The sequence below is a fragment of the Pseudomonas sp. SCA2728.1_7 genome, assembly GCF_018138145.1.
Classification (GTDB): Bacteria; Pseudomonadota; Gammaproteobacteria; order Pseudomonadales; family Pseudomonadaceae; genus Aquipseudomonas; species Aquipseudomonas koreensis_A.
In genome coordinates this window covers 5,089,785-5,110,552 of record NZ_CP073104.1, presented here as the reverse complement: position 1 = coordinate 5,110,552, position 20,768 = coordinate 5,089,785, and the positions used below count along the sequence as shown (strand labels likewise).

The 20,768-nt window shown below is 59.6% G+C and carries 20 protein-coding genes; 5 read left to right on the top strand and 15 right to left on the bottom strand.

Annotated features, from left to right (window positions below; all coding sequences use genetic code 11):
* Positions 1 to 55: 55 nt before the first annotated feature.
* Positions 56 to 778 carry a peptidoglycan editing factor PgeF gene (gene pgeF / locus KBP52_RS22890; protein WP_212621020.1) on the bottom strand — a complete coding sequence of 241 codons (723 nt, stop codon included), beginning with the start codon at positions 776 to 778 and terminating at the stop codon, positions 56 to 58.
* Positions 775 to 1,737 carry a 23S rRNA pseudouridine(1911/1915/1917) synthase RluD gene (rluD, locus tag KBP52_RS22885; RefSeq protein ID WP_034153865.1) on the bottom strand — a complete coding sequence of 321 codons (963 nt, stop codon included), beginning with the start codon at positions 1,735 to 1,737 and terminating at the stop codon, positions 775 to 777. Before rluD ends, pgeF begins: the two co-directional genes overlap by 4 nt.
* Positions 1,738 to 1,888: 151 nt before the next feature.
* On the opposite strand from rluD, the gene KBP52_RS22880 reads away from it, so the two are divergent.
* From KBP52_RS22880 to KBP52_RS22865, 4 genes are all read left to right on the top strand, one after another.
* On the top strand, positions 1,889 to 2,905 hold the full coding sequence (locus KBP52_RS22880) for an outer membrane protein assembly factor BamD (RefSeq protein WP_077574589.1): 1,017 nt from the start codon (positions 1,889 to 1,891) through the stop codon (positions 2,903 to 2,905).
* 126 nt (positions 2,906 to 3,031) lie between these two features.
* Positions 3,032 to 3,274: a PP0621 family protein gene (locus KBP52_RS22875; protein WP_077574590.1), complete on the top strand. Its 243-nt coding sequence runs from the start codon at positions 3,032 to 3,034 to the stop codon at positions 3,272 to 3,274.
* Positions 3,264 to 4,853: an ATP-binding protein gene (locus KBP52_RS22870; RefSeq protein ID WP_212623154.1), complete on the top strand. Its 1,590-nt coding sequence runs from the start codon at positions 3,264 to 3,266 to the stop codon at positions 4,851 to 4,853. The genes KBP52_RS22875 and KBP52_RS22870 overlap by 11 nt, the downstream gene beginning before the upstream one ends.
* On the top strand, positions 4,850 to 6,196 hold the full coding sequence (locus KBP52_RS22865) for a sigma-54 dependent transcriptional regulator (protein WP_116029796.1): 1,347 nt from the start codon (positions 4,850 to 4,852) through the stop codon (positions 6,194 to 6,196). The genes KBP52_RS22870 and KBP52_RS22865 overlap by 4 nt, the downstream gene beginning before the upstream one ends.
* A 90-nt stretch (positions 6,197 to 6,286) precedes the next feature.
* Here the strand turns inward: KBP52_RS22865 and KBP52_RS22860 are convergent, their stop codons facing one another.
* The 8 genes from KBP52_RS22860 to KBP52_RS22825 all read right to left on the bottom strand — a co-directional run bounded on the left by KBP52_RS22860 (position 6,287) and on the right by KBP52_RS22825 (position 14,252).
* Positions 6,287 to 7,234, bottom strand: a complete 948-nt coding sequence (locus tag KBP52_RS22860) for an IS110 family transposase (protein ID WP_116033343.1) — start codon at positions 7,232 to 7,234, stop codon at positions 6,287 to 6,289.
* Positions 7,235 to 7,486: 252 nt separating this feature from the next.
* Positions 7,487 to 8,587, bottom strand: coding sequence for a glycine oxidase ThiO (gene thiO, locus KBP52_RS22855; protein ID WP_212621019.1), 1,101 nt, complete (start codon positions 8,585 to 8,587; stop codon positions 7,487 to 7,489).
* Between the two features lie 57 nt (positions 8,588 to 8,644).
* Positions 8,645 to 9,046, bottom strand: coding sequence for a type IV pilin protein (locus KBP52_RS22850; RefSeq protein WP_034153860.1), 402 nt, complete (start codon positions 9,044 to 9,046; stop codon positions 8,645 to 8,647).
* Between the two features lie 15 nt (positions 9,047 to 9,061).
* Positions 9,062 to 12,145: a PilC/PilY family type IV pilus protein gene (locus KBP52_RS22845; RefSeq protein WP_212621018.1), complete on the bottom strand. Its 3,084-nt coding sequence runs from the start codon at positions 12,143 to 12,145 to the stop codon at positions 9,062 to 9,064.
* Positions 12,132 to 12,611: a PilX N-terminal domain-containing pilus assembly protein gene (locus tag KBP52_RS22840; RefSeq protein WP_077574595.1), complete on the bottom strand. Its 480-nt coding sequence runs from the start codon at positions 12,609 to 12,611 to the stop codon at positions 12,132 to 12,134. The genes KBP52_RS22845 and KBP52_RS22840 overlap by 14 nt, the downstream gene beginning before the upstream one ends.
* Positions 12,612 to 12,622: 11 nt before the next feature.
* The gene (locus tag KBP52_RS22835) at positions 12,623 to 13,336 is read right to left on the bottom strand and encodes a prepilin-type N-terminal cleavage/methylation domain-containing protein (protein ID WP_077574596.1); all 714 of its coding nucleotides are present in this window, start codon (positions 13,334 to 13,336) and stop codon (positions 12,623 to 12,625) included.
* The gene (gene pilV, locus KBP52_RS22830) at positions 13,333 to 13,782 is read right to left on the bottom strand and encodes a type IV pilus modification protein PilV (protein WP_077574597.1); all 450 of its coding nucleotides are present in this window, start codon (positions 13,780 to 13,782) and stop codon (positions 13,333 to 13,335) included. The genes KBP52_RS22835 and pilV overlap by 4 nt, the downstream gene beginning before the upstream one ends.
* On the bottom strand, positions 13,779 to 14,252 hold the full coding sequence (locus KBP52_RS22825; RefSeq protein ID WP_077574598.1) for a GspH/FimT family pseudopilin: 474 nt from the start codon (positions 14,250 to 14,252) through the stop codon (positions 13,779 to 13,781). Before KBP52_RS22825 ends, pilV begins: the two co-directional genes overlap by 4 nt.
* 130 nt (positions 14,253 to 14,382) lie before the next feature.
* On the opposite strand from KBP52_RS22825, the gene KBP52_RS22820 reads away from it, so the two are divergent.
* Entirely contained in the window at positions 14,383 to 14,937 is a 555-nt protein-coding gene (locus KBP52_RS22820) for a GspH/FimT family pseudopilin (protein ID WP_212621017.1), read from the top strand.
* On the opposite strand, the gene ispH is transcribed toward KBP52_RS22820, so the two are convergent.
* From ispH to ribF, 5 genes are all read right to left on the bottom strand, one after another.
* Positions 14,909 to 15,853 (bottom strand): 4-hydroxy-3-methylbut-2-enyl diphosphate reductase, encoded by a 945-nt coding sequence (ispH, locus tag KBP52_RS22815; RefSeq protein ID WP_007909838.1) that lies wholly within the window; start codon positions 15,851 to 15,853, stop codon positions 14,909 to 14,911. The two genes, KBP52_RS22820 and ispH, sit on opposite strands and share 29 nt — an antisense overlap.
* Before the next feature lie 160 nt (positions 15,854 to 16,013).
* Positions 16,014 to 16,451 carry an FKBP-type peptidyl-prolyl cis-trans isomerase gene (gene fkpB / locus KBP52_RS22810; protein WP_175555644.1) on the bottom strand — a complete coding sequence of 146 codons (438 nt, stop codon included), beginning with the start codon at positions 16,449 to 16,451 and terminating at the stop codon, positions 16,014 to 16,016.
* 7 nt (positions 16,452 to 16,458) lie between these two features.
* Positions 16,459 to 16,971, bottom strand: coding sequence for a signal peptidase II (gene lspA / locus KBP52_RS22805; RefSeq protein ID WP_007963824.1), 513 nt, complete (start codon positions 16,969 to 16,971; stop codon positions 16,459 to 16,461).
* Entirely contained in the window at positions 16,964 to 19,795 is a 2,832-nt protein-coding gene (gene ileS, locus KBP52_RS22800) for an isoleucine--tRNA ligase (RefSeq protein WP_116029802.1), read from the bottom strand. The genes lspA and ileS overlap by 8 nt, the downstream gene beginning before the upstream one ends.
* A 13-nt stretch (positions 19,796 to 19,808) precedes the next feature.
* Positions 19,809 to 20,747: a bifunctional riboflavin kinase/FAD synthetase gene (ribF, locus tag KBP52_RS22795; RefSeq protein WP_008078544.1), complete on the bottom strand. Its 939-nt coding sequence runs from the start codon at positions 20,745 to 20,747 to the stop codon at positions 19,809 to 19,811.
* Between the last annotated feature and the right edge of the window lie 21 nt (positions 20,748 to 20,768).

Here is a 20,768-nt window from a genome sequence, read left to right as displayed (position 1 = left end):
TGCGGTCGATTCTGGGAGATTCAAGCGTCAGAGGGTTGATTCAGGTCAGGCAAGTCTAGCGGGTGAGCCAGATAAGGGAGGCGAAGCGACCGGTGCGCGAAGCACGGCGATAAGAAAAGAAGCGCGGATCGGTCACGGTGCAGAAACCGCCACCATAAACAGCGGTGACACCACGTTCAGCCAGACGCAGGCGCGCCAGCTTATAGATGTCAGCCATGAACTTGCCTGCATTGGCGCTCGGCACGAAGGCGTTTGCCGCTTCAGGCAGTTGATTGATGAAGACTTCCCGCACTTCCGGGCCGACTTCAAAGGCTTGCGGACCGATGGCCGGGCCAAGCCAGACCAGCACTTCTGCGGCCGGAACATCAAGACTGTCGAGAGTTGCCTCAAGCACGCCCGCCGCCAGACCACGCCAACCGGCATGGGCGGCCGCGACACGCGTGCCGGCACGATCGCAGAACAATGCCGGCAAGCAATCCGCCGTCATCGCCGTGCAGGCAATTCCGGGGGTTGTCGTCCAACTGGCATCTGCAGTCGCGACAATGCCCGGATCAGCATGAGCCACGGCTATCCCGTGCACTTGCTGCAACCAGGCAGGCTGTATAGAGAAGTGTTCGGTCAGGCGCCGACGGTTCTCGGCAACAGCCTCAGGACGATCATCGACATGATCGCCCAGATTGAGGCTGTCGAACGGCGCCTCGCTGACACCGCCCTCGCGGGTGGTGACGCAGGCTTTGACGCTGGCCGGCGCGGGCCAGTCCGGCGTCAGCCAGTTCATCCGATGAAGGCCTCGCGATCCTGCTTGAGCAAGGTCAGCAGCCAGACGAAATCTTCCGGCAGCGGCGATTCCCAGCTCATGCGCTCACCGGTCGTCGGATGATCCAGCTCCAGGAAGCGCGCGTGCAGTGCCTGACGCGGGAAGTGCTTGAGGGACTCGACCATCGTCGGGTTCGCGGCTGGCGGAATGCGGAAACGGCCGCCATACGCCGGATCGCCGACCAACGGGAAGTTGATGTGCGACATGTGTACGCGGATCTGGTGAGTACGACCGGTTTCCAGCTTCACCCGTACGTGGGTGTGCGAGCGGAAGCGCTCCAGCACGCGGTAGTGGCTGACGGCAGGCTTGCCGCCTTCCATCACCGCCATGCGCTGGCGCTGCTGTCCGTGGCGACCGATCGGGGCGTTGATCTTGCCCCCGGCGGTCACGACACCGATCACGATGCACTCATAGATGCGGCTGACGCTACGACTCTGCAACTGAGTAACCAGTTTGGTCTGCGCCTGAATGGTCTTGGCCACCACCATCAGACCGGTGGTGTCCTTGTCCAGACGATGCACGATGCCGGCGCGCGGGACATTGATGATGTCCGGCACGTGGTGCAGCAAGGCGTTGAGCAAGGTGCCATCGGCGTGACCGGCAGCCGGGTGCACCACCAGGCCCGCAGGCTTGTTGATCACCAGAATGTCGTCGTCTTCATAGACGATGTCGAGCTCGATGTCCTGGGCGATCCACTCGCCTTGGGCTTCCTGCTCGGCAGTCAGCTCAAGGATGGCACCGCCGTGCACGATGTCGCGCGGGCGGATGACCGCCCCGTCCACAGTCAGGCGACCTTCTTTGATCCAGGCGGAAAGGCGCGAGCGAGAGTGCTCAGCGAAGAGTTGGGCAGCGACTTGATCGAGGCGTTGGCCGCCCAATTCGGACGGCACCTCTGCGCGAAGTTCAATTTTATCGGACATGCTCTGACTGTGCGTCGGCACAGCTTTTGGTTTCGGCTGCGCGCTTGTGGTTAAATACGGCGTCTTTTGCCCCGAGGCTTTTCAACGGGGCGCTCATCATAACAGGACGGCCCCGCCCAAGACAGCGGCCGTCATAGGGACGCAAGCCGCCATGCAAGTGAAACACCTGCTGCTGATCGCCATCCTCGCATTGACCGCTGCTTGCTCATCGAAGGAAGTCGTAGACGAAAACCTCAGCGAAGCCGAGCTGTATCAGCAGGCTCAGACTGACCTGGACAACAACAGCTACACCAGCGCCACAGCCAAGCTGAAGGCTCTGGAGTCGCGTTATCCGTTCGGTCGCTACGCCGATCAGGCACAGCTGGAGCTGATCTACGCCAACTATAAGAACGCCGAGCCGGAAGCTGCAAAGTCTGCCGCCGAGCGTTTCATTCGTTTGCATCCGCAGCACCCGAACGTGGATTACGCGTACTACCTCAAAGGTCTGACCTCGTTCGACCAGGACGTCGGCCTGCTGGCGCGCTTCCTGCCGCTGGACATGACCAAGCGTGACCCGGGCGCCGCGCGCGACTCGTACAACGAGTTCGCCCAGCTGACCAGCCGCTACCCGAACAGCCGCTACGCGCCGGACGCCAAGCAGCGCATGATCTACCTGCGCAACCTGCTGGCGGCCTACGAAATTCACGTGGCCGACTACTACCTGACCCGTCAGGCTTATGTAGCCGCAGCCAACCGTGGTCGTTACGTCGTAGAAAACTTCCAGGAAACCCCATCGGTCGGTGACGGCCTGGCGGTGATGACTGAAGCCTACCAGCGTCTGCACCTGGACGAATTGGCCAACACCAGCCTGGAAACCCTGAAGCTCAACTACCCGAACCACCCAAGCCTGCAGGACGGTCAGTTCGTGCCACGGGTTGCCGAAGCCGACAACCGCTCGTTCCTGAGCAAGGCGACTTTGGGCCTGATCGAGTCGCGTCCACCGCTGCCGCCGGGCGAAACCCGCGCCAACCAGGACGTGCAGAAGCAGTTCCAGGACGCGAAAGACGCGATCCCGAACGAGCTCAAGCCTAAAGACGAAAACGGTGACGTGATCGAAGAGCCAGAGCCTGAGTCGAGCAACACCGACCGCTCGTGGTTCAGCTACATGACTTTCGGCGTGTTCGACTGATCACACCGGATGTACAGAAAAGGGAGATCTGCGGATCTCCCTTTTTTATTGCCGCGCATTAATAGGCTGTGCGCTTGCCGGGAGCTTGGCTAAACTGCCGGATCATCAGTCGGAAAGCCGCTCATCATGCTTCGTTTATTGTTCTGGATCGTCGTGATTTTCGCCGCGATATGGTTGTGGCGTAAATTCAAGGCGCCTGCCGCGTCCAATCAATCCCATCGCGCCCCGCGCGAGCAGGACGCGCCACCGATGGTGCGCTGCGCCCATTGCGGCGTGCATCTGCCGCGCGACCGCGCGCTAAGCGTGCAACAACAGTGGTATTGCAGCCAGGCTCACCTTGAGCAAGGCCCGGGTACCAGTGATCGCTGAGGCCACCAGCGCCGACAGCAAACAGGCGCAGCGCCTGCTGCGCCTTTATCATCTCTACCGTTTAAGTGTCGGCATCACTCTGGTGCTGCTGATATCCAGCAACATGGACAACCGCCTGCTGACGTCGGCCAACGATGAATTGCTGCGCGGCGGCAGTTGGCTGTACCTGATTCTCAACATTCTGTTGGTGGTATTCCTCGAGAACACCCGACGGCCGGCGCAACTGTTCAGTCTGGCCCTCGTTGATGTCCTGCTTTTATGCGTTCTGTTCTTTGCGGCGGGCGGCGTCGGCAGTGCGCTGGGCAATCTGCTGATTGTCTCGGTGGCGATCAGCAACACTTTGCTACGGCGACGCATCGGCCTGTTGATTGCCGCCATCGGTGCGCTGGGCATCGTCGGCTCGAGTTTCCTGCTGGGTTTCAACCCCCCCCTCAGCGCCAATGAATACCTGCAAGCCGGCACTCTCGGCGCCCTGTGTTTTGCCGCATCGTTGCTGGTGCAGGGGTTGATTCGGCGCCTCGAAGTCAGCGAAACACTGGCCGAGCAACGCGCCAGCGAAGTGGTCAGCCTCGAAGCCCTCAATGCGCTGATCCTGCAACGCATGCGCACCGGCATTCTGGTCCTCGACGAGGAGCGTCGGGTGCAACTGGCCAACCACAGCGCGCAAACCCTGCTCGCGCAATCGCATCTTCAGGGGCATTTGATCGATGATTACTCCACCGCGCTGGTCGATCGCTTGCAACTGTGGATGAACAACCCGACCCTGCGCCCGCAGAGCCTGAAAATCCCCGGTAATGGCCTGGAACTGCAACCGAGCTTCATCGCCCTCGAACAGAGCCCCAACCAGCAAACCCTGGTATTTCTCGAAGACCTGGCGCAGATCGCCCAACAAGCTCAGCAATTGAAACTTGCCGCACTTGGGCGCTTGACCGCCGGGATCTCCCACGAGATCCGCAATCCGCTGGGTGCCATCAGTCACGCCGCGCAGCTATTGGCTGAATCCGAGGAACTCGACAGCGCCGATCGGCGTCTGACGCAGATTATTCAAGACCACTCCCAGCGCATGAACCGAGTCATCGAAAACGTCCTGCAACTGTCCCGCCGCCAGCAGAGCGCGCCACAACGGCTGGATCTCAAGCCGTGGCTGGAAAACTTCGTCGCCGAAAGCCGCGAACAAGCCAGCGAGCGCCAGCAGATTCATCTGCGAATCAATTCGGGGGATTTCACCACGCTGATGGACCCCAACCAGCTCACGCAAATTCTCGATAATCTGTTACGCAACGGCTGGCGCCACAGCGCCCTGCTGCATGATCAAGCCGAAGTCTGGCTGGCCCTGTTCAGCGATCCCGACAGCCAATTGGCGGTGCTCGAAGTGCAGGACAACGGCCCCGGCGTACCAGCCGATGAACAGACACATCTATTCGAACCGTTCTTCACCACCAGCAGCCAGGGCACCGGCCTTGGGCTTTATCTGTCCCGTGAGCTGTGCGAAAGCAACCAAGCGCGCCTAGACTTTCAATCACGCCAAGGCGGCGGCTGCTTTCGCATCACCTTTGCTCACGGACGGAAACAAAGTTGAACACGAGCCCACGGCAAAAAATCCTCATCGTCGACGACGAACCGGATATCCGCGAACTCCTGGAAATCACCCTGGGACGGATGAAACTCGACACCTACAGCGCGCGCAATCTGGCTGAAGCCCAGGCGCTGTTGAACCGCGAGAACTTCGACCTGTGCCTGACCGACATGCGCTTGCCCGACGGTACAGGGCTGGAGTTGGTGCAGCATATTCAGCAACGTTATCCACAACTGCCGGTGGCGATGATCACCGCCTACGGCAGTCTGGAAACTGCGATCAACGCCTTGAAAGCCGGGGCTTTCGACTTCCTGACCAAACCGGTCGACCTCACCCGCCTGCGCGAACTGGTCGGCGCCGCCCTGCGCATGCCGGCGGCAGGCGGCAGCTTTACATCGATTGATCGACGCTTGCTGGGCGACTCGCCACCGATGCGCAGTCTGCGCAAGCAAATCGACAAACTCGCCCGCAGCCAGGCACCGGTCTACATCAGCGGCGAATCGGGCAGCGGCAAGGAACTGGTCGCACGGCTGATTCATGAACAAGGGCCACGCGCCAGCCAACCCTTTGTGCCGGTCAACTGCGGAGCGATCCCGTCGGAGCTGATGGAAAGCGAGTTTTTCGGTCATCGCAAAGGCAGTTTCACTGGCGCGCTCGCAGACAAGCCCGGGCTGTTTCAGGCGGCCAATGGCGGCACGCTGTTTCTCGATGAAGTGGCGGACTTGCCGTTGTCGATGCAAGTCAAACTGCTGCGGGCGATTCAGGAAAAAGCCGTGCGCAGTGTCGGCGGCCAGCAGGAAAGCGTGGTCGATGTGCGGATTCTCTGCGCCACGCACAAGGATCTTGATGCAGAGGTCGCGACCGAACGCTTTCGTCAGGACCTTTATTACCGCTTGAACGTGATTGAACTGCGCGTGCCGTCACTGCGCGAAAGGCGTGATGACATTGAAGTGCTGGCGGCCAATATGCTCAAGCGTCTGGCCAAGGACACCGGCCAACCGCCAGCACGACTACATCCGCAGGCGCTGGAAGCATTGAAGAACTACCGGTTTCCGGGAAATGTTCGGGAGTTGGAGAACGTTCTCGAACGGGCGCACACCTTGTGTGAAAACCGTACGATTGAGGCCGAAGACTTGCGCCTGAGTGACGGCAATTGCGCGGCGGAGGGCGGGATTGCCGATCTGACGCAGATCGACAATCTTGAGGATTATCTGGAGAACGTCGAGAGAAAGCTGATCCTGCAGGCGCTGGAGGAAACGCGCTGGAATCGCACGGCGGCGGCGCAGCGGTTGAGCCTTTCGTTTCGGTCGATGCGTTATCGGCTGAAGAAGCTCGGGCTGGATTGAGGGCCCCTTCGCGAGCAGGCTCGCTCCCACAGTTGAGCGTTGTCGTTCACAAAATCCAATGTGGGAGATTCTATGGTTCATGCCTAGCCCCTAAACGGCTTTAGGTGAGTATTCGCTCTGGTTTTTCAACAGAGCAAATACCACCCGAGCAAGCTTGCGGGCTAGTGCGACCAGTGCTTGGGTAGTGCTCAATCCGCGCTCTCTCAAAGCCTCATAAAATCCTTTCCACGCCGAGGTCCGGCTCGCCGCCATTGCAGCGTTGTGCAGCAACCGACGCGCCTCTGAGTCGCCTCGTTTGGTCAGGCAGCGACGGCCTTTCTTTTTGCCTGAGTCAGATATGCGCAGATCCAGGCCTAGAAAGGCGATGAAAGCGTCGGCATTCCTGAAATCCCCACGCTGAAAGGATGCGAGCAAGCGGGCGCCGGTCAACGTACCGATGCCTTCTACCTTCATGCAACGCTTGAGCTGAGCGCCTAAACCAGCTTCGTCTATCTGCGTCAGGATCGTTTTCTCCAGCAGGATTTCCAGTCTTTGCATGGCGTTTATCTGATTTTTGAAAGCGGTTTTGAGCAACGGCTCATTCTCCCAACTCTGCTTGAGGCTGACACGAGCCTGGACCAGAGCCGCACGGCGCCGGAAAAGACTGATGAGCCGGCAATACAAGGGCGACGGCGGTGTCCAAGGGCGTAAGTGGTCCCCTTCGTTTGTCAGATAACGGGCCAGTAATCGGGCATCCAGCGCATCAGTTTTAGCGCGAACGTTCACGCCTTTGCGGTAATGGCTGAGCTCATAACCGCCAACCATATAGATCACGCAACCATTGGCATACGCCAGATCAGCAAATTCCTGGTGATAGATATTGGTGGCTTCGATGGCGATAGCCACTGGCTTGGCTACAGTTTTGAGCCATTTTTTGATTGCTGCTTTGGTGTTAGAGATTGTCTCGAGTTGATCTGATTCGGTGCAATAAATCACCAGTTCATCCTTGGCGACATCAACCCCGATGATCGACTGAGTAGTAACGACGGGCATTGCCATGAGAAATCCTCCGGGCTAAGGTTTGAACACTTGAAGGGTTCACCCAGAGGCGCAGGCTTGTTCCTATCGTCGGTCTAGGCCAGATGCATTCTTTATCGGCGCTTGGGTGAAAGGAGGAGGGTGAAATCTCCCACGGTCTGTACTGCGCTAACAGTCAGAATCGAGCCTTGTCCCTCCTCCTCCCTTCAAGTCCTACCATACAAGCGAGCCTGCTCGCGAAAGCGATCTGCCAGGCTACAGAGAAATATCAGACTAAATGCGGCCTTCAGGCGCATACGGCGCCGGATCAATAATCGGCGCCCTTCCCAGCATCACATCGGCAAACAACTGGCACGACGCCGGCGCCAGCACCAGCCCATTACGGTAATGCCCGCAGTTCAACCACAACCCGTCGAACCCCGGCACCCGGCCAATATACGGAATGCCCTCCGGCGACCCCGGACGCAACCCCGCCCAGTGTCCGACCACTTCGGCATCGGCCAACGCTGGCAATAACTCCACTGCCGAAGCCTTGAGGCTTTCCAGTGCAATGTCGGTTGGGGTCTTGTCGTAGCCTTCGTGCTCCAGCGTGCTGCCGATCAGAATATGGCCATCTCGGCGCGGGATCGCATAACGGCCCTTGGCCAATACCATGCTCGGCAGAAAATCCGCTGCGCACTTGTAGAGAATCATCTGGCCTTTGACTGGCTCGACCGGCAGTGTCAGATCCAGCGTCTTGAGCAGATCGCCGCTCCACGCCCCCGCAGTCAATACGACCTGATCGCCCTTGATCACACCCTTCGACGTCTCGACGCCAACAACCTGCTCACCCTCGCGGACAAACCCGCTGACTGCGCATTGTTCGTGAATGGTTACGTTCGGCAATGCCAGCAGTGCCGCTTTCAGTGATTTCACCAGACGCGGATTGCGTACGTTGGCGACATCCGCCATGTAGATCGCCCGCGAGAAGCCGCCACCGAGCACCGATACCGCATCATGCGCCGCCGAGATATCCACAGCCCGCAACGGGCGATTTTCCCGCTTGGCCCAGGCCAGCGCTTCGGCTTCATCGTCCAGGTCCAGCCAGTACAGGCCCGTGGTGTGCACTTCAGGATCAACGCCAGTGTCGGCAAACAGACGTGCGCCGAGCTGTGGATAAAAATCCTGCGACCAGTGCGCCAGTGCGGTGACTGCCGGGCTATAGCGCCACGGATACAGCGGCGAAACGATACCGCCGCCCGCCCAGGACGATTCCTGGCCGAGGTTCGAGCGATCGAGCAGCACCACGCTGCGTACTTCGGAGGCGAGATTGTAGGCGGTCAGCAGGCCAATCACCCCGCCACCGACAATCACCACTTGCTGTTGCCTGGTCATGTTTGTTCCAACCGTAAAAAAGACAGTGGGCGCAAAAGGCACCCGAAAGAAAGCGCCTCAGCGGCCCCAGCAATCCTTGGTGGTCAGCCCGGTGGTCGCGTTGTTCATGCTGCGGACACCGGTGTTGGTCAGGGTGAAATCCCCGCACTTGTCGGTGGCCATTGACGTACCCGTTTTGCGGGTAGCGGTCAGCAGGAAAGTCTGGTCAGCGATGGTCGGGGTGATGGTGTAGAAATCATTGCCCGTGCTGAGTCCGGTGACATTGGTGTAGGTATTGTTTCGGGTGTAGAAGCGCTCGAGGGTCTGCGCCTGTTCGGAGAGCAAAGACACCACTTCAGCGCGACGGCCCTTTTTCAGGTACTCGGTATAGCTCGGTGCGGCGATGGTGATGACGATCCCGATGATCGCAATCACGATCATGATTTCGATCAGGGTGAAGCCTCGGTTGAATCTGCGCATGCCTCAAACTCTCACTTACTGTATTTGTCGCCACATGATACGACGGCTGCCACCGCCGCCCTTTTCCACAATGATCGTGATGGTGCCACTGGTGTCGGTCGTACCCTTGCGCTTGCCATCGCTGGAGACGAAGTTCAGGGTCGGAATGCCACCGGTGAATATCACGCCGCTGGAGATCGAGTCATTGCTGTCGACCAAACCGTCAGAGCTGGTGTCCAGCACGGCGTAATTGAGCATCTTACCGCTGAACGCATCCAGTTCGACCAGTTTGCCGGTACCAAAACTCGCACAGGGATCGGTGGTATCAACACTCGCCGTGGTAAAGACAATACGGCCCAGCACGATACTCGCCTGATTGATCACCCGCTCGCCGGTCAGCACATTGTTGTACACCAGCGGCAGATACCAACCCTTCTCCGCCGGATACGTCGTGTCATTCTGCGTTGTGGTCAGAAACTGTCCAGAGCTGCCGGAGAATGATCCGGTGATCGCCTGCGGCTGCAAACTGCTGACAGTCAGTTGACCAGTACCTCCATCGGCGTCCCACACGGAATAGAACGCCTGCAAATCCTTGTTGGTCTTGTCGGCCGTTTCGTTGAACTTACCGGTACCGACGAAGACCTGTTTGCCGCCCAGCGCATTATCCGCCAGTAACGGCTGCGCGGTGATCGGTTGAGTCGCCCCGCCCGCCGTGGTGAACAGTGGCTTGCCGGAAAACGCCACGCCCCAACTGTCGGAGGACGTGGCACTCAGATCGAACTTCCATAACCGCCCCTTCAAGTCGCCACCGTAAGCGGCCTGCACCACATTCGAAGAGTTGACCTTGAGTTTCACCGACGACAAACCGTTGGTGGTTTCCGTGCTGTCGATAACGATTTTCCTGATCAGCGAACCGTCCAGCGCATCCAGTACATACAGGGCCGCCACGCCTGAATTGCTGCCGTAGCCGTTGGCAATGAATGTCGCCCAGCGACCATTGGCCAAGCGTGCCACTTCCGGACGGGCGTAGGCATAACCCAGATCATTGAATGCGTTCGCAGTACTGGCGGTGGACGGCGCACTGACCTCCCACAAGGCCTTGATCACATTACCCGCAGACGCATCAAACAGTTGCAACCCGTAGAAGGTTTTACCCCCGGCACCGGTGCCGCCAATGGCCAGGGTTTTCCAAGCGGTGCCGGACTGCGCGTCGAACACCCCAACCTGACCGTCCACCAAAAACTTGTGGCTCACACCGTTGACGTAGTTGGTGTCGGCGATAAGGCGCAATGACGGCAGCACACTGGACGGCATGTAGGCGTAACGGCGAGTACCGTTCGCCGAATTGATCACGTTGACGAAACCATCGTTGGCGTTAACCACCAGGCTGGTGTTCATATTCGCAGCCTTGGTGGCCAGGTAAGTGCTGTAGCTGGTGTCGCCGGAAAGATCGGAGGCGGTTTTGTCTGATGGTGACGCCAGCACCAGCGGCGAATTGATGATGTCGCCGAGCAGCACGCTGCGCACTTTCAGCCCGGCCTTGTTCGTGCCCTTGCTCCACTCCACCAGATCAATGCCACTGATGCCGGTGGGCAACCCCTGACTCAGCGTGGTCTGCTGGGCCGGGGAAAAGTTGCCGTAAGCCAGGGTTACCGCTGCATTGCTCAGGGTATTCCACGACTGAAAAGTCGCAGCGTTGGCGGATGGCACGATGGTGGTGTCGGTCGTCCACTGCGCCGCCGAAGTATTGACCGTCCCGGTCGAGGTGAAGCCGAACGACTTGATCGTGCCGCGCCAGTCCTTGGGGTCATACGTGGTTTGATAAAAGCTGCTGCTGGACGTCAGTGTGGTGCCGCTGGTGACTCCCGCGCCGCCGGAACCGGCCTTGGACGTGATGTCGCTCAGCGCCGAGGATAAGGCGGCGTTGAGCCCGGTACTGTCGGTCGCCTGGTAATACCTGCCCTGTCCGTAACTGGCGGCGTCCGACAGCATTTCATTATCGGCGGTGAACCCCACGGTGTAGGTGTTCATGTTCTGCTTGGGAAAATCCACCGCATTCCAGCTCTTGCCCGCCGCATCGGTGCCGGTCGAACGCATGTCGATGTCAAAGGCAAACTTGGCGATGTCATCCAGATACAACGTGTCGCCTTCGTTATCGCCATTGAGGTTGTTGCCGTCATTGTTGACGCCATCCCAGTTCGGCAAACGGCTGCCGCCCAACGGATCATTGGTGGGGAAAGTACGGTCGAAGGTCGGCAAGCCGTCGGTGATCACCACTCCATAGTTTTTCTGGCAGCGGTACTGAATCGGGCTGGTGTAAGTGGTCGGTGTGCTGTTGTAGTAAGGCGCCATGCCGCGCATGTAGCGGGTGATTTCGTAATAGGTTTCCGCCAACGGCGTGTTGGCCACGGCGCTCAAGCCGTTGATGGAAGAGATCAGTGCGTTGTAATTGGTGTCGGCCTGGGCTTGAGTCACGCTGCCGGACACCGGCGACAAATCGCTGATCGCACGGGCAATGAAACCGCCATTGCCGGAGTTGTTGCTGGTGGCCGGATTGAATGTCGACAGGCCAATACGCAACGTGCGGTTGCTGCTGACCAAAGCTGTGGAGACGTTGCGCGCAACGTTGATGCGGTAGTCGTTGGGAATCGCCCCGGTGGTGAAATCGCGGGTGCCGTTGTTGATGGCCAGGCCGACTATGTAGGAAATGTAATCCCCCGAGTAACGCGTATTGCCGCTGCCGACCGGATCCGGCAGCTTCAGGCACAACGGCGCCAGGCTGTTGTTGTAGAACGCATAGGCGCCGCCCGAGCAACCGGATGTCGGCAGGCTCGACAGAAAGATCGTGTCGCCCGTGATCGGCGTCGAACTCAGGCACAACCCAAGCAATGCATTACATTGCCGGGCCGGAGTGAAATTGTCGGCAGGGTTGAATCCGCCAGCATAGATGATGCTGTTCATACTCCCCGAATCGTCGATCAGCAGCATGACGTTGGGTGGCACCGCCGCCGCACTCAACAGCGGCGAATCAGACGGCGTAAATGCGTAGGCCGGCGACGCCAGATACAAGCTCAGCAACATGCCGAGCAACAGCGATCCACACCGCTCAATACTTCGCATAGACACTCTCCACCACACTGCGCGAAGTGCCGGCGATACCAACGGCGGTGACCCTATACAACGTCGCCGAAGTGTTACTCGGCACGTTCACTGCCGTGAGCGTGGTGCCGATATTCTGCACACCATAGAAACCATTACCGGAAGCGATCCACGTCACACCCGAAGTTGAATTCAGCCCCGCCGCACTGACCACCGATGATTCCGCCGGCGGTGCGCATTGCGTCGTGCCGCTGCACACCGCCAAGGTGTAGGTATCAAGCTGAACCGCACTCTCCCCCACCCGCAACGCCGCCTCGGCCGTTTGAAACGACTGATTACGCAAACTCACGCTGCCGGCCATTTTTTCCTGCAGGTTGGCGCTTTGCATCGACGACAGACCAATCAACGTCAGCAACAACAGAAACACCAGACTGACCAGCAACGCCATGCCGCGTTGCGTTTGCCGGTCATGAAGAGAAATCCGCATCGCCACGGTCCTCACTGCAAGCGGTTGCGCAAAGCGGCAACCACGTTGAAGGTTTGCGTGGCGACCCGGCTGTTGGGGTCGGTGAGGGTCAGGCTCAGGCGCACACTGCGAATGCGCGCCGGGTCGCTGGGGTTGGCGCTGTAGGTCGAGGCCGCCACATCTGTCGCCGAACTGGCCAGACCAAACGTCACGTTAAAGGCACTGACGTTGTTCACCAACACCTGCTGGGTCGGCGTGCCGCTGCCGGTGCCCATGAGAATCTGGTTGTTGCTGAAGCTGTAGATCAGACGCCGGATCGGGAAGGCGATCTGCCCGCTCGCCGCCGCTCGCAACCCGGTATACGCCGTGGCGCTGTTGCGGCAATCGGAAACCACTGTCCAGGTCGGCGTGCCGCCACCGCTGCCGATATCGGCGGTGACCAGTGTCAGTTTCAGGTTGGCGTTGTCCCAGTTGATCGGCGCTATCTGCGACGCATTGAAATCTCCCGCCGAGCTGGAATCCGTAATGGTGCCGAGACATCCGAACATCCCGACCATGCGAATTTCCTGAATCATTTTGCTCAGCACAAAACGCGCGTCTTCCTGCATCGCCGCGGCGCTGTTCTGGCTGACGTAGGTGTTTTTCGCCGCGATGAAAATCTGCACAACCCCCAGCACGATGATCAAGCCCAGTGCGAGGGCAATCAGCAGCTCGATCAGGCCGAAACCACGCTGATGGCGCGTCATGGTGTCGCCACCGGGTCAACGGCAGCGCGGCTGGTCAGGACAAAACTGCGCTGAGCGCTGGCGGTGTTGGCTGCCCGCGCGTCGCTCCAGTTGATGGTGATGGTGTAGACCCGCTGATTGAGAGTGATGCTGCCAGTCGCGGTCGGTCCACCGAAGTTGACGATGTTGTTGGTGAAATCGTAAAGATCCTGATCCCGTGCAACGCTGAGATTACCCGAAGTCGGCGGCGTGACGGTGTAGTCGGCGCCGGAATTGGCGCGGATGCGGTCCATCATGTCGTAAGCGATGAAACTGGCCTGACTGGTCATCCGTGAACTGTCGGTGTACTTCAGTGCATTCAGTTGCACGGCCGCCGCACCCAGCAGCCCGACCGTCAGAATCAGCAACGCGACCAGTACCTCGATCAGCGTCATGCCCTGCTGTGCGTGTTGACTCCCTGCCCTCATCCGCAAGTTCCACCCAATTGAATTCGTCCGTTCAAACACACGTTCAGCGTCCTGCTTTGCGTTCCCAACGTGTAACTGATGGTCACCGCCGTCGACGGCGCTGCCAGACCACCAAGATTGTTGAAATCCAGTGCAGTCACTCCTGAGGGTAGCGTCAGAGTCGCGCCGCTGCTCATCGCGGGAACAACCCGCAACACATTGGCCGGATTGCCAGTACTGTCGTAGACCGACAACTCACCGGTCCAGACGCTGCCACCAGCGGTCGGGCGCAGGCGCAGGGTAGTGCCACGGTCGATGGCCTCGAGCCTGGCGTAATTGATTGCCCGTTGCAGGTCGCCCATCTCGGTATCGGCCTTGCTGCCCTGTACCGAACGGGTGAACGCCGGCACCGCCAGAGTGATCAGAACCACGAAAATCGCGACCGCGACCAACAACTCGATCAGCGTGAAACCTTTTGTACGAAGATCCATCAATGCCCTCCGTTGCCGTCGGCTATACCTGCTTCTACACGCTAGAACATTCAACCGGCCCGCGTCGGTTGATTTGCCCTGCCCGGCGCACGGAGCGCGCCGTTCATCACACTCCACGGAGGGAGTTTTCATGCCGCAACAGGGTTTCAGCCTGATCGAACTGCTTATGGGACTGGCGATTGGCGCAATTGTTCTGCTGTTGGTCAGTCCGGCGTTTGCCACGCTCAGAGAATCGAACCATCGGGATCAGGCAGCGCAATCCTTGCTCGATGGCCTGCGCAACGCTCGCACCCAGGCCATCACGCGCAATCAGAGCGTGGTGATTCATGGCATCAACGGCGACTGGAGTCAGGGCTGGCGGATCATTCTGGATATCAGCGGCAAGGGGTCGAAAGACAACAGCAATCCGCTGCTGCAAGAAAGTGTGAGCGACACACAGGTGCCGATTGTCGGCAATTGGTCAGTAAGTCGTTACGTACGCTTCAGCAGTCTGGGGCAACCGCTGATGCCCGGGCGGGCGTTTCAGGCAGGGACATTACATGTCTGCTCGGCTCGCGAGCCGGTCAGCCAGCGCCAGATAGTGCTGGCGGCGACCGGTCGTGTGCGCCTGAACAGTCAAGAGACTGAGCAGGTGTTGTGTCAAAAGATCAAAAGCGTCAGATCGAACGCACGCGCAGCTCTTTAGGCATCGAGAACGTGATGTTCTCTTCACGCCCGGCCAGTTCATCGGCACCGGTGGCGCCCCAGGCCTGCAATTGCTGAATCACGCCACGCACCAGGACTTCCGGCGCGGAGGCACCGGCGGTAATGCCGATACGCTCAACGCCATCGAACCAGCTCTTTTGCAGGTCTTCGGCGCCGTCGATCAGGTAGGCCGGCGTGGCCATGCGCTCGGCAAGTTCTCGCAAGCGGTTGGAGTTGGAGCTGTTCGGGCTGCCGACTACCAGCACGACGTCACACTCGTCGGCCAATTGCTTGACCGCGTCCTGACGGTTTTGCGTGGCGTAGCAAATGTCATCCTTGCGCGGACCGCCGATGGCCGGGAAGCGCGTGCGCAAGGCATCAATGACGCGACTGGTGTCGTCCATCGACAGCGTGGTCTGGGTAACGAAAGCCAGTTTGTCCGGGTTATGCACCTGCAATTCGGCGACGTCTTTCTCGTCTTCAACGAGGTAGATCGCACCGCCATTGCTGCCGTCGTACTGGCCCATGGTGCCTTCGACTTCCGGGTGACCGGCGTGGCCGATCAGGATGCACTCGCGACCGTCGCGGCTGTATTTCGCCACTTCGATGTGCACCTTGGTTACCAGCGGGCAAGTGGCGTCGAATACTTTCAGGCCACGGCCGGCGGCTTCGGTGCGCACAGCCTGGGAAACACCGTGAGCACTGAAGATCACGATGACGTCGTCCGGCACCTGATCCAGTTCTTCGACGAAGATCGCACCACGACTGCGCAGGTCTTCAACGACGAACTTGTTGTGCACCACTTCATGACGCACGTAGATCGGCGGCCCGAAGACTTCCAGGGCACGGTTGACGATTTCGATCGCCCGGTCCACGCCAGCGCAGAAGCCACGGGGGTTGGCGAGTTTGATTTGCATGCTGTGCCTCGTGTCTTGCGCGCAAGAAATAGCGAAAACGATGAAAAACATTGTGGGAGCGAGCCTGCTCGCGAAAGCGGTGTGTCAGACAACATCTATGTTGAATGTCAGTCAGCATTCGCGAGCAGGCTCGCTCCCACATTTGACTCCATAGAGTCAGTTAGATCGCTTTAACGTTGATGATCTCGACGTCAAAGGTCAGCGTCTTGCCCGACAGCGGGTGGTTGAAGTCGATGGTCACTTGCGTGTCATCGAACTCTTTCACCACACCTGGCAGCTCAGTATTGGCCGCATCATTGAAGATCACCAGCAAACCCGGTGACAACTCCATGTCGACGAACTGCGAACGTGGAATGATCTGCACGTTCTGCGGGTTCGGCTGGCCGAAGGCGTTTTCCGGCTCGACGGTCAGCGTACGCTTGTCGCCAGCCTTGAAGCCGAACAGCGCCGCTTCGAAACCCGGCAGCAGGTTGCCGTCGCCGACCTTGAAGGTCGCCGGGGCTTTGTCGAACGTACTGTCGACGGTGTCGCCGTTCTCCAGGCGCAATGCAAAGTGCAAGGTGACTTCCGTGTTCTGGCCGATGCGTTGCTCAGCCAATACCTGTTCAGTCATGAACGGCTTCTCCGGTCTTTTTACTTTTGAACATATCCAGTGCCAGCATCACCGCGCCAACGGTAATAGCGCTGTCGGCGAAGTTGAACGCCGGGAAGTACCAGCGGTTCTGCCAGTGCACCAGAATGAAATCGATCACATGGCCCAAGGCAATGCGGTCATACAGATTGCCCAGCGCGCCGCCCAGCACCAGCGCCAGCGCGACGGCCAGCCAGGTGTCATTGCGGCCCAGGCGCTTGAGCCAGACCACCAGCACCGCACTGACCACAATCGCGATCAGGGCGAACAGCCAGCGCTGCCAGCCGGAGCTGTCAGCCAGGAAGCTGAACGCAGCGCCGGTGTTATAAGCCAGGGTCCAGCTGAAGTAATCGGGAATGATCACGATCTGCTGGAACATTTCGAGCTTGCCTTCGAAGTAGAACTTGCTGGCCTGGTCGATGACCAGAACCAGCAAACTCAACCACAGCCAGCTCAACCGTCCGAAACGGCCAACGGCATTAGGCATAGTGACGAACCTCGCCAGCGCCGCTGATGTTGTCGACGCAACGACCGCAGATTTCCGGATGCTCCGGGTTCACGCCAACGTCTTCACGGCAGTGCCAGCAACGGGCGCACTTCGGGAAGGCCGATTTGACGATCTTCAGCTTCAGGCCGCTGACTTCAGTCACTACCGCATCGGCTGGAGCCTGGACGAACGGCGCAACACTGGCAGTCGAGGTGATCAATACAAAGCGCAGTTCGTTGCTCAGCTTGGCCAGATCGGCACTCAGGGCGTCTTCGGCGTACAGCGTCACTTCGGCTTGCAGGTTGCCACCGACGGCTTTCGCTGCGCGCTGGATTTCCATCTCTTTGTTGACCGCTACTTTGACCGCCATGACGCGTTCCCAGTAGTCGCGGCCCAGTTCAACGTCGGCTGGCAGTTCGGTCAGACCTTCGTACCAGGTGTTGAGCATCACCGATTCGTTACGCTCGCCCGGCAGGTATTCCCACAGCTCATCGGCAGTGAAGGCGAGGATCGGCGCGATCCAGCGCACCAGCGCTTCGGAGATGTGGAACAGCGCGGTTTGCGCCGAACGACGGGCCTTGCTGTTGGCGCCAGTGGTGTACTGACGGTCCTTGATGATGTCGAGGTAGAAACCACCCAGCTCCTGCACGCAGAAGTTGTGGATCTTCGAGTAGACGTTCCAGAAACGGTATTCGCCGTAGTGCTCTTGCAGCTCGCGTTGCAGCAGCAAGGTGCGGTCGACCGCCCAACGATCCAGCGCGAGCATTTCTTCCGCCGGCAGGATATCAGTGGCCGGGTTGAAACCGCTCAGGTTCGAGAGCAGGAAGCGCGCGGTGTTACGGATACGACGATAGGCGTCCGCACTGCGTTGCAGGATCTGATCGGAAACCGCCATCTCGCCGGAGTAGTCGGTCGATGCAACCCACAGACGCATGATGTCGGCGCCCAGGGTGTCGTTGACTTTCTGCGGCGCAATCACGTTGCCCAGCGATTTGGACATCTTGCGGCCGGCTTCGTCGACGGTGAAACCGTGGGTCAGCAGTTCGCGGTACGGTGCGTGGTTGTCGATGGCGCAACCGGTCAGCAGCGACGAGTGGAACCAGCCACGGTGCTGGTCGGAACCTTCCAGGTACAGATCGGCGCGCGGGCCGCTCTCGTGACCCATCGGGTGCGAACCGCGCAGGACGTGCCAGTGCGTGGTGCCCGAGTCGAACCAGACGTCGAGGGTGTCGCTGATCTTGTCGTACAGCGGTGCTTCGTCGCCGAGCAGTTCGGCAGCGTCCATCTTGAACCAGGCTTCGATGCCTTCGACTTCAACGCGTTTGGCGACTTCTTCCATCAGCTCAACGGTGCGTGGGTGCAGTTCGCCGCTTTCCTTGTTGAGGAAGAACGGGATCGGCACGCCCCAGTTGCGCTGACGCGAGATGCACCAGTCCGGACGGTTGGCGATCATCGAGTGCAGACGCGCCTGGCCCCAGGCCGGGACGAATTTGGTGTCCTCGATGGCTTTGAGCGAGCGCACACGCAGGGTGTCGCCGCTGGTTGGCTCTTTGTCCATGCCGATGAACCACTGCGCGGTGGCGCGGTAGATCAGCGGGGTCTTGTGGCGCCAGCAATGCATGTAGCTGTGTTCGATGACGGTGGTGTGCAGCAGCGCACCGACTTCGGTCAGCTTGTCGACGATGGCCGGGTTGGCCTTCCAGATGAACTGGCCGCCGAAGAATTCCAGCGACGGCGCGTACACGCCGTTGCTCTGCACCGGGTTGAGGATGTCGTCGTTGACCATGCCGTACTTCTTGCAGGTCACGAAGTCGTCCACGCCGTAGGCCGGGGCGGAGTGAACCACGCCGGTACCAGCGCCCAGTTCGACGTAGTCAGCCAGGTACACCGGCGACAGACGGTCATAGAACGGGTGGCGGAAGTTGATCAGCTCGAGTTCTTTACCAGTGGTGGTGGCGATGACCGAACCTTCCAGGCTGTAGCGCGCCAGGCAGGCTTCGACCAGCTCTTCAGCCAGCACCAGCAGCTTGTCGCCGACATCAACCAGCGCGTAGTTGAATTCCGGGTGGACGTTCAGCGCCTGGTTGGCCGGGATGGTCCACGGGGTGGTGGTCCAGATCACGATCGAGGCAGGTTTGCCCAGCGACGGCAGGCCGAATGCGGCAGCCAGTTGGGCTTCGTCAGCGATCGGGAAAGCAACGTCGATGGTCGAGGACTTTTTGGTCTCGTACTCGACTTCCGCTTCAGCCAGGGCCGAACCGCAGTCGAAGCACCAGTTCACAGGCTTCAAGCCCTTGAACACGAAACCGCCCTTGACGATTTCAGCGAGGGCGCGGATTTCACCGGCCTCGTTCTTGAAATCCATGGTCTTGTACGGGTTGGCCCAATCGCCCAGCACGCCGAGACGGATGAATTCGGACTTCTGGCCTTCGATCTGCTCGGTGGCGTAGGCACGGCACAGCTCGCGAGTCTTGTCCGCGCCCAGATTTTTGCCGTGGGTCACTTCAACCTTGTGCTCGATCGGCAGGCCGTGGCAGTCCCAACCCGGAACGTACGGCGCGTCGAAACCCGACAGGGTCTTCGAGCGGATGATCATGTCCTTGAGAATCTTGTTCAGTGCGTGACCGATGTGGATCGTGCCGTTGGCATACGGAGGGCCGTCATGCAGAACGAACTTCGGACGATCCTTGCCAATCTCGCGCAACTTTCCGTACAGGCCAATACTGTCCCAGCGCTGCAGGATCTGCGGTTCGCGCTGTGGCAGGCCGGCCTTCATTGGGAAGGCGGTGTCCGGAAGGTTAAGCGTGGCTTTATAGTCGGTCATTTAAGGCTCTTCATTAGCGATGGGCGCTAGGTGCGGCTAGTGCACGGGCGGTGGCGACATCCGCATTGATCGCCGTTTTCAATGCCTCCAGGGAGGCGAAGCGCTGCTCTTCACGCAGCTTTTGGTGGAAAACCACCGTCAAACGCCGGTCATACAGATCCCCGGCAAAATCTAGAAGATGGACTTCAAGGTGGGCTTTGCCATCACCTTGTACCGTGGGCCGCACGCCGATATTGGCGACGCCGGGCCAGGTTTTGCCGTCGATATCGACATCCACCAGATACACCCCGGTGAACGGCACGCGACGACGCTTGAGTTGAATGTTGGCAGTGGGCGTACCCAGTTGCCGGGCCAGTTTCTGGCCATGCAGCACGCGACCGGCAATCCGGTACGGGCGACCGAGCAAACGTTCGGCCAGAGCAAAATCGGCGGCGGCCAACGCGTTGCGCACTTGCGTGCTGCTGACGCGAATCCCGTCCAGCTCGACGGTTTGTGCAGCTTCAACAGTGAAACCGTGCATCTGCCCGGCCTGCAGCAGGAAGTCGAAATCGCCGAGGCGGTCGCAACCGAAGCGGAAATCGTCACCGACCTCCAGATGCTGCACGCCGAGGCCATCAACGAGGATGGTGTCGACGAACTCACTGGCGCTGAGTTTGCTCAGACGCTGGTTGAAGGCCAGGCACAACACCCGGTCAACGCCTTCGGCGGCCAGCAATTGCAGCTTGTCGCGCAACCGTGCCAGACGCGCCGGCGCAGTCTCGGGGGCAAAGAATTCCCGTGGCTGCGGTTCGAAAATCACCACGCAGCTGGGTACGCCCAACTCGAGCGCACGCTCACGCAGTCGGGCCAGGATAGCCTGGTGACCACGGTGAACACCGTCAAAGTTGCCAATAGTGGCGACGCAGCCCCGATGCTGGGGGCGCAAGTTGTGGAGGCCTCGAACCAGCTGCATAACGCGCTTCTTGCTCATAAA